Below are 7,183 nucleotides of genomic sequence, written 5' to 3' on the forward strand. Positions count from 1 at the left end.
AAAGAGACATGCCATCTTTCTACACAAAATCAAACAGTCATCTAGTAAAGTAAATAGCAACTAATAAAGTGAAGCGAACAATTCGTCCAATTTTTGTCTATCCGTCACTTGATTTGTATTTGAGGCGGATTTTCACAACTTGTAAATAGTAGAAGAAGAGGAAGAATAAAGGTTCTTATGATAAAGAGAAGAACCAAAAGGAGGTTACACCTTGTTACGAGATTTATTTACAAAAAACACAAAAACTCCAAAAAAACGAAAATATGCTACGATTCCTTCTGAGCATATGAGACAAGATGTACCTGAAGGAATTATGACCAAGTGTAAAAAGTGTAAAAAAATAATGTATACGAAAGAGTTAAATAAAAACTTAAAAGTATGCTTAAACTGTGGATATCATCACCAAATGACAGCACCAGAGCGTATCGAGAGCTTAATCGACAGCGGAACGTTTGTTGAATACGACAAAGATATGACGTCAGAAAATCCTCTTGGGTTCCCTGATTATCTTGAAAAGCTCGAAAAAGATCGTGAGAAAACTAATTTAAGTGAAGCGATTGTTACGGGTGAAGGAGATATTGAGGGCATTAAAGTAGTAGTTGCTGTTATGGATTCACACTTCCGTATGGGAAGCATGGGTTCTGTAGTCGGCGAGAAAATTACTCGCGCCATTGAAAAAGCGAAGGAAATGCATGTTCCATTCCTTATTTTCACAGCTTCAGGCGGTGCACGTATGCAAGAAGGTGTTCTGAGCTTGATGCAAATGGCTAAAACTAGCGCAGCTCTTAAAATGTTCAGTGATGAAGGCGGCTTAATCATTTCGATTATGACACATCCTACTACAGGAGGCGTGTCAGCAAGCTTTGCTTCGTTAGGTGATTATAATTTAGCCGAGCCGGGCGCGTTAATTGGCTTTGCTGGAAGACGTATTATTGAACAAACAATTAGAGAAGAGCTTCCAGAAGATTTTCAGACGTCGGAATTTCTGTTGAAGCATGGTCAGCTAGACGGAGTTATTAACCGTCATGATTTAAAAGAAACGTTAACAACTATTTTAGATATACACGTAGCAGGAGGTGACATCGAGTGGTAAGCGAATTAGAATTTGAACGTCCAATTGTTGAGTTGCGAAACAAGATTGCAGAGCTTAAAGAGTTTGCTAAAAATACAGAAGTGGATTTATCTAGCGAAATTGATAAGTTAGAAAATCGCTTAGAAAAAGTAGAAAACGATATTTACAATCATCTAAGCCCATGGAACCGTGTTCAAATTGCTCGTCATCCTGAGCGTCCTACAACACTCGATTATATTTCTCGCTTGTTTACAAACTTTTTAGAGTGTCATGGAGATCGCTTTTATGGAGATGATGAAGCAATCGTAGGAGGAATTGCCAAGTTTAATGGCGTGCCTGTTACCGTGATTGGACATCAGAGAGGTAAAGATACGAAAGAAAATATTCGCCGTAATTTTGGTATGCCTCATCCTGAAGGCTACCGTAAAGCACTGCGTCTAATGAAGCAAGCGGAGAAATTTAACCGTCCAATTATTTGCTTTATTGATACAAAAGGAGCTTATCCAGGAAAAGCGGCAGAAGAGCGCGGACAAAGCGAAGCTATTGCGAAAAACCTTTTCGAAATGGCTGGCTTAACTGTACCTGTTATTTGCATTGTAATTGGAGAAGGAGGAAGCGGGGGAGCCTTGGCATTAGGTTTAGGAAATCACCTTCATATGCTTGAGAACTCGACGTATTCAGTTATTTCTCCAGAAGGAGCGGCAGCCATTCTTTGGAAAGATTCTTCTCTTGCGAAAAAAGCTGCTGAAACGATGAAGATTACAGCACCAGATTTGAAAGAACTGGGCATTGTAGATGAAATGGTTTCAGAGGTAAAAGGCGGAGCTCACCGAGATATCGATGCACAAGCTGGATACATGGAGGGCATTATCAAGAAATCATTAAAAGAGCTGATGAATTTATCAAAAGAAGAGCTAGTGGAAGAGCGTTATTTAAAATACAAAAAAATCGGACAATTTGCAGCTGAAAACGATGCCATTACTATAAAATAAAGAAACGTGCACTCTTGAAAAATAAGGGTGCGCGTTTTTGTGCGGTTTGTATAGCCCTTCTCTATTGTGTTTACAAGTTCTTCGTGGTATTTTATAGACAGCAAAAACCTTTAAGTAAAAGTAGAAAAAGAGTGTTTTTAAAAAATTTCCTATGGTTATTAGCAGCTGTGCTAGCGTTTGTCTTTTCTCTAAAACGTGAGATATATAAGACAAATCAGGCAGCAAGTATTGCTGTATGAATTGCAGGGAATAGTAAAACAAGAAGCAAACGATGAAGAAATTCATCGTTAAAGTGCTGTGTATGTGTTTGTGTTTGCTATTTGATTCAGCGCTACATAGGTATTTCATAAGTTACACGTAAAGCAAGGTGAACAAGTCAGGGCAACAAAATATTTGTTCACAGCCTGCTAGTACAAGGTTAGTAAAAGAAATAGCTATTTGCCCTATCTAAGGAGTAAATAGTAAATATATAGGAGGAAATTTGAATGCGTAAAACTAAAATTGTATGTACTATTGGACCAGCGAGTGAAAGTGTAGAAAAATTAGTTGAACTAATTAACTCAGGCTTAAACGTTTGTCGTCTAAACTTCTCTCACGGTGACTTTGAAGAGCACGGTGCACGTATTGTTAACATTCGTGAAGCTGCGAAACAAACAGGTAAAACAGTAGGTATCTTACTTGATACAAAAGGACCTGAAATTCGTACAAACACAATGGAAAATGGTGCAATTGAGTTAGAAGAAGGCTCTGAAATCATTGTTTCTATGACAGAAGTAGTGGGAACAACTGAAAAATTCTCAATTACATATCCAGGTCTAATCGATGACGTACACGTAGGATCAAAAATCCTTTTAGATGACGGTTTAATCGGTCTTGAAGTACTAGACATCAATAAAACTGATGGTGAAATTAAAACAAAAGTACTTAACCCTGGTACATTAAAAAATAAAAAAGGTGTGAACGTGCCAAACGTAAGTGTAAACCTTCCTGGTATCACTGAAAAAGATGCAAGCGATATTGTATTTGGTATCGAACAAGGCATTGATTTTATTGCTGCTTCTTTTGTGCGTCGCGCATCTGATGTATTAGAAATTCGTGAACTACTAGAAAAACACAATGCAGCTCACATTCAAATCATCTCAAAAATCGAAAACCAAGAAGGCGTAGATAACATCAAGGAAATTCTTGAAGTTTCAGACGGTTTAATGGTTGCTCGTGGTGACTTAGGAGTAGAAATTCCTGCTGAAGAAGTACCATTAGTACAAAAAGATCTAATCAAACAATGTAATGCGCTTGGTAAACCAGTTATTACAGCTACACAAATGCTTGATTCAATGCAACGCAACCCGCGCCCGACTCGTGCGGAAGCAAGTGACGTTGCCAATGCTATCTTTGATGGTACAGATGCAATTATGTTATCTGGTGAAACAGCTGCAGGTTCTTACCCAGTTGAAGCTGTACAAACAATGCATTCAATCGCTTCTCGTGCTGAGCAAGCTCTAAACTACTCTGAGATTTTACAACAGCGCAGCAAGCAAGTTGGCCCATCTATTACAGATGCAATTGGACAATCTGTTGTACACACAGCGCTTAACTTAAACGCTAGTGCAATCGTAGCGCCAACAGAAAGTGGTTATACAGCGAAAATCGTTTCTAAATATCGTCCGCAATCTCCAATCGTAGCTGTTGCAGCAAACGATTCTGTTGCACGTCGTCTGTCTCTAGTATGGGGTGTTACACCAGTTGTTGGTGAGCGCGTAAATACGATTGACGATATGTTAGATCACGCTGTAAATGACGCAGTAAAAACAGGCGTTGTAGCACACGGCGACTTAGTGGTTATTACAGCTGGTGTTCCAGTTGGAGAATCAGGTGCAACGAACTTAATGAAAGTTCAAGTTGTAGGTGACGTTCTTGCTAAAGGACAAGGAATTGGTCGTAAAGCAGCAGTTGGTAAAGTAGTTATTGCTAAAACTGCTGAAGAAGCAAATGCAAAAATGACTGAAGGTGCTATCCTTGTTACAAACAGCACAGATCGCGATATGATCAGTGCAATCGAAAAAGCAGGAGCTCTTATTACAGAAGAAGGCGGTCTAACAAGCCATGCAGCTGTAGTAGGGTTAAACTTAAGCATTCCTGTCATTGTAGGCGTAGAAAATGCAACAAGCGTATTCTCAGAAGATCAAGATATTACAGTTGATGCTTCACGTGGTGTCGTATACAACGGACACGCAAGCGTACTGTAAGAATACGTAGATGATAGAAAAAAGAGAAGGGGAATCCTTCTCTTTTTGTTTAGGCAATTCAATAAGCGAAGAGGTGATGATGGTGAGGAAGCTCCTTCCGCTCCTTCTTATTGTACCTGCTGTTGAGGTAATGATTTTGATTTATTCAAGTCATCTCATTGGTGTAATGTCAACATTTTTACTGATTATTGCTACCAGTTTTATTGGTGCGTTTCTAGCGAAAAAACAAGGAACATCTCTTTTTCAAAAGGCACAGCGTCAGATGAGCCAGGGACATGTTCCAAGCGGTGAAATCCTTGATGGCATGTGTGTACTATTTGGTGGACTGTTTCTGCTGTTTCCAGGCTTCTTGACAGATGTTGTGGGCTTTATCTTTTTACTGCCGTTTACACGCAGAATCGTTAAGCCTTTTCTTTTAACGTGGCTAAGAAGATTTTTTCAAGGACGTAATCGAATGACGATTATTCGTTAACTAGAAAGTGTGTGAAAGAAGCTTCTTTCACACACTTTTTCATTTTCCTATAATAAATTGCCACGTTTCTTTAAAAACTCCCGTTGTATGAAGTGTTTTTAGAATAACAAGAATCACAGGGCCAACTATTAATCCGAAAAATCCAATCAATTGATATCCTACAAATAAAGAAATTAATGTAGCGAGAGGATCAAGACCAATGCTTGATGATAAAATTTTTGGTTCCATAATTTGTCGCTGCACAAGTACTACAGCATATAGTACCGAAAGCCCTACAGCAAATGACACGTTATGTGTGGCAAAGGCATAAATCATCCAAGGAACAAAAACCAGTCCTGTTCCGAGGTAAGGAAGAATATCTACTAAGCCAATCAATAAAGCGACTGTAATAGCATAATCAACCCTAAGAACAAGTAAACCAAAAAGAACGATAATTGTGGTAATCGAAATAAGCGTAAGCTGAGCTTTAATAAAACCAAACAGTGCATTTTTAAGCTCTACACCCACTGTCTGTCCATTTTCCCTTACTTTTTTAGGAATAAACACGCTGCTTTTAGCCATCAGCTTGTACCAATCTTTACTAATAAAAAAAGTAGCCAGTAATGAAAAAATAATCACAGTAGCTGCATTAGGCAGTACGGATAAAAGTACTGGGATGCTTTGCAATACATTTTRGAGAAAATCGCCCACCGTTTGAGCGATATGGTTGCCTACCCCTTTAATGTTCGATAAAATAGTTGCTTGCTGACCGGTATTTAAGTTATTAAACATAGAAGTAATGCGTTCATAAAAAGGAAGTATTTGTTCTGTAGCAATATTTTCAATAAATATGACCACTTCTTTGAAATTTGTGGGAACAACTTTCGCTAAATACGTACTTCCTGCAATGATTTCTGTGATAAGTAACGTAATAAGTCCAGCCAAAAGAGAGAAGATCAGAACCATTGACAGTAAAACAGCTAAGTAGCGGGGTAAGCGCAGCTTCAATTCAAATAGATTAACCATAGGATTTATAAAAAAAGCGATGCAGCAGGCGATAATAAATGGATATRTGAGAGAAGAGACATAATAACTAAGAAATATAGATGCTGCAATAATTGCCAATACACAAGCTAAGCGAAATAGTCGATGTAAATGAAGCTTGTACACAATAAATAGAGGCCTCCTTGTAAACGATAGTCAACAAAAGAAAAAGCTACTCATAAAATATTTACGTAATACGCTTTAGATTTATCACAATAAAAAAAGAAAGGATGAGTAAAATGTTCTCACAACCCATGCTTTTTTTAGCTGTTTTACTCGTAATTGGATTAGTGGCTAAAAATCAATCATTAATCATTGCAGTTGCATTTTTACTTATTTTAAAATTAATCGGGTTAGACGGTAAGGTTTTTCCGTTTCTACAATCAAAAGGAATTAATATTGGCGTAACGGTTATTACAATTGCCGTTCTTGTGCCAATTGCAACAGGAGACATAGGATTCAAACAATTAGGAGAGGCCGTGAAATCTTCTTATGCCTGGATTGCTCTAGGAGCCGGAATTGCTGTAGCAATTATTGCCAAATATGGACTTACACTCTTGGAAGATGATCCGCATATTACGACCGCTTTAGTTTTTGGCACAATTCTTGCTGTGGCGCTGTTTCAAGGGGTAGCAGTAGGTCCGTTAATCGGTGCTGGAATCGCTTATTTATTTATGAAATTAACTGAACTTTTTTCGTAGAAATTTTTGTATAATAATAATTTTTTTAAAATTTCTTCTCTCTTTTGATTCACAAAAGTCAGATAATTGTTTATAATATATTTTGAGGCCGCATCTTTTTACATACAATTGTATGTTTTACCTATAGGGCTGTAACAAAGCAATGACACATGCAGATGTTTTGATTTTGTGTGTTATTGAAACAAATGGAAATGTAAGCATTTTCTTTACGTGGGGTGAAGGAATGTTCTTCCAAGATATATATTCAAAAGAGGCACTTCGTATATCATTTAATGTCTAGTTGAGCAGAGGCTCAATTTTGTTTTTCACGTTTTACACAGAAAGGTATGGGGAATTTTTTCTGTAAAGGAGTGGAGATTTATGACAGCAACTCGAGGTCTAGAAGGGGTAGTCGCTACAACGTCAGCAGTAAGTTCAATTATTGATGACACTTTAACATATCAAGGCTACAATATTGATGATTTAGCGAATTATGCAACATTTGAAGAAGTGGTGTATTTACTATGGCACGGAAAATTACCTAACAAAGAAGAATTATCTGTGTTTTCTAGATTACTAGCAGAAAACGCTAAATTACCCCAAGAAGTCTTAGAGCATTTCAAAACTTATCCAATTAAAGATGTTCATCCAATGGCAGCTTTAAGAACAGTCGTATCACTATTGGGGTTGTACGATCC

7 protein-coding genes are annotated in these 7,183 nt (G+C 37.7%); 6 read left to right on the forward strand and 1 reads right to left on the reverse strand.

Translation table 11 applies throughout. The annotated features are described in order from the left end of the window. Positions 1-211 precede the first annotated feature (211 nt). The 4 genes from accD (at position 212) to AC1DRF_RS05530 (ending at position 4,782) form a co-directional block, all read left to right on the forward strand. Positions 212-1,093 (forward strand): acetyl-CoA carboxylase, carboxyltransferase subunit beta, encoded by an 882-nt coding sequence (gene accD / locus AC1DRF_RS05515; RefSeq protein WP_043976000.1) that lies wholly within the window; start codon positions 212-214, stop codon positions 1,091-1,093. Next, positions 1,087-2,064, forward strand: coding sequence for an acetyl-CoA carboxylase carboxyl transferase subunit alpha (gene accA / locus AC1DRF_RS05520; protein ID WP_013059450.1), 978 nt, complete (start codon positions 1,087-1,089; stop codon positions 2,062-2,064). The genes accD and accA overlap by 7 nt, the downstream gene beginning before the upstream one ends. Before the next feature lie 485 nt (positions 2,065-2,549). Next, positions 2,550-4,310 carry a pyruvate kinase gene (pyk, locus tag AC1DRF_RS05525; RefSeq protein WP_013059449.1) on the forward strand — a complete coding sequence of 587 codons (1,761 nt, stop codon included), beginning with the start codon at positions 2,550-2,552 and terminating at the stop codon, positions 4,308-4,310. A 79-nt stretch (positions 4,311-4,389) separates the two neighbouring features. Further along, positions 4,390-4,782, forward strand: coding sequence for an FxsA family protein (locus AC1DRF_RS05530; protein ID WP_025750656.1), 393 nt, complete (start codon positions 4,390-4,392; stop codon positions 4,780-4,782). A gap of 39 nt (positions 4,783-4,821) precedes the next feature. Here AC1DRF_RS05530 and ytvI read toward each other — a convergent pair whose 3' ends face one another. Further along, positions 4,822-5,931, reverse strand: coding sequence for a sporulation integral membrane protein YtvI (ytvI, locus tag AC1DRF_RS05535; RefSeq protein ID WP_477740409.1), 1,110 nt, complete (start codon positions 5,929-5,931; stop codon positions 4,822-4,824). Between the two features lie 113 nt (positions 5,932-6,044). On the opposite strand from ytvI, the gene AC1DRF_RS05540 reads away from it, so the two are divergent. Together AC1DRF_RS05540 and AC1DRF_RS05545 are read left to right on the forward strand one after the other, a co-directional pair. Next, a complete protein-coding gene (locus AC1DRF_RS05540) occupies positions 6,045-6,506 on the forward strand; it encodes a DUF441 domain-containing protein (RefSeq protein ID WP_013059446.1) in 462 nt (153 codons plus the stop codon). 360 nt (positions 6,507-6,866) lie between these two features. After that, positions 6,867-7,183 (forward strand): citrate/2-methylcitrate synthase (locus AC1DRF_RS05545; RefSeq protein ID WP_477740410.1); only part of this gene is annotated, 317 nt, incomplete at its 3' end.

Source organism: Priestia sp. P5_B4, assembly GCF_056400385.1.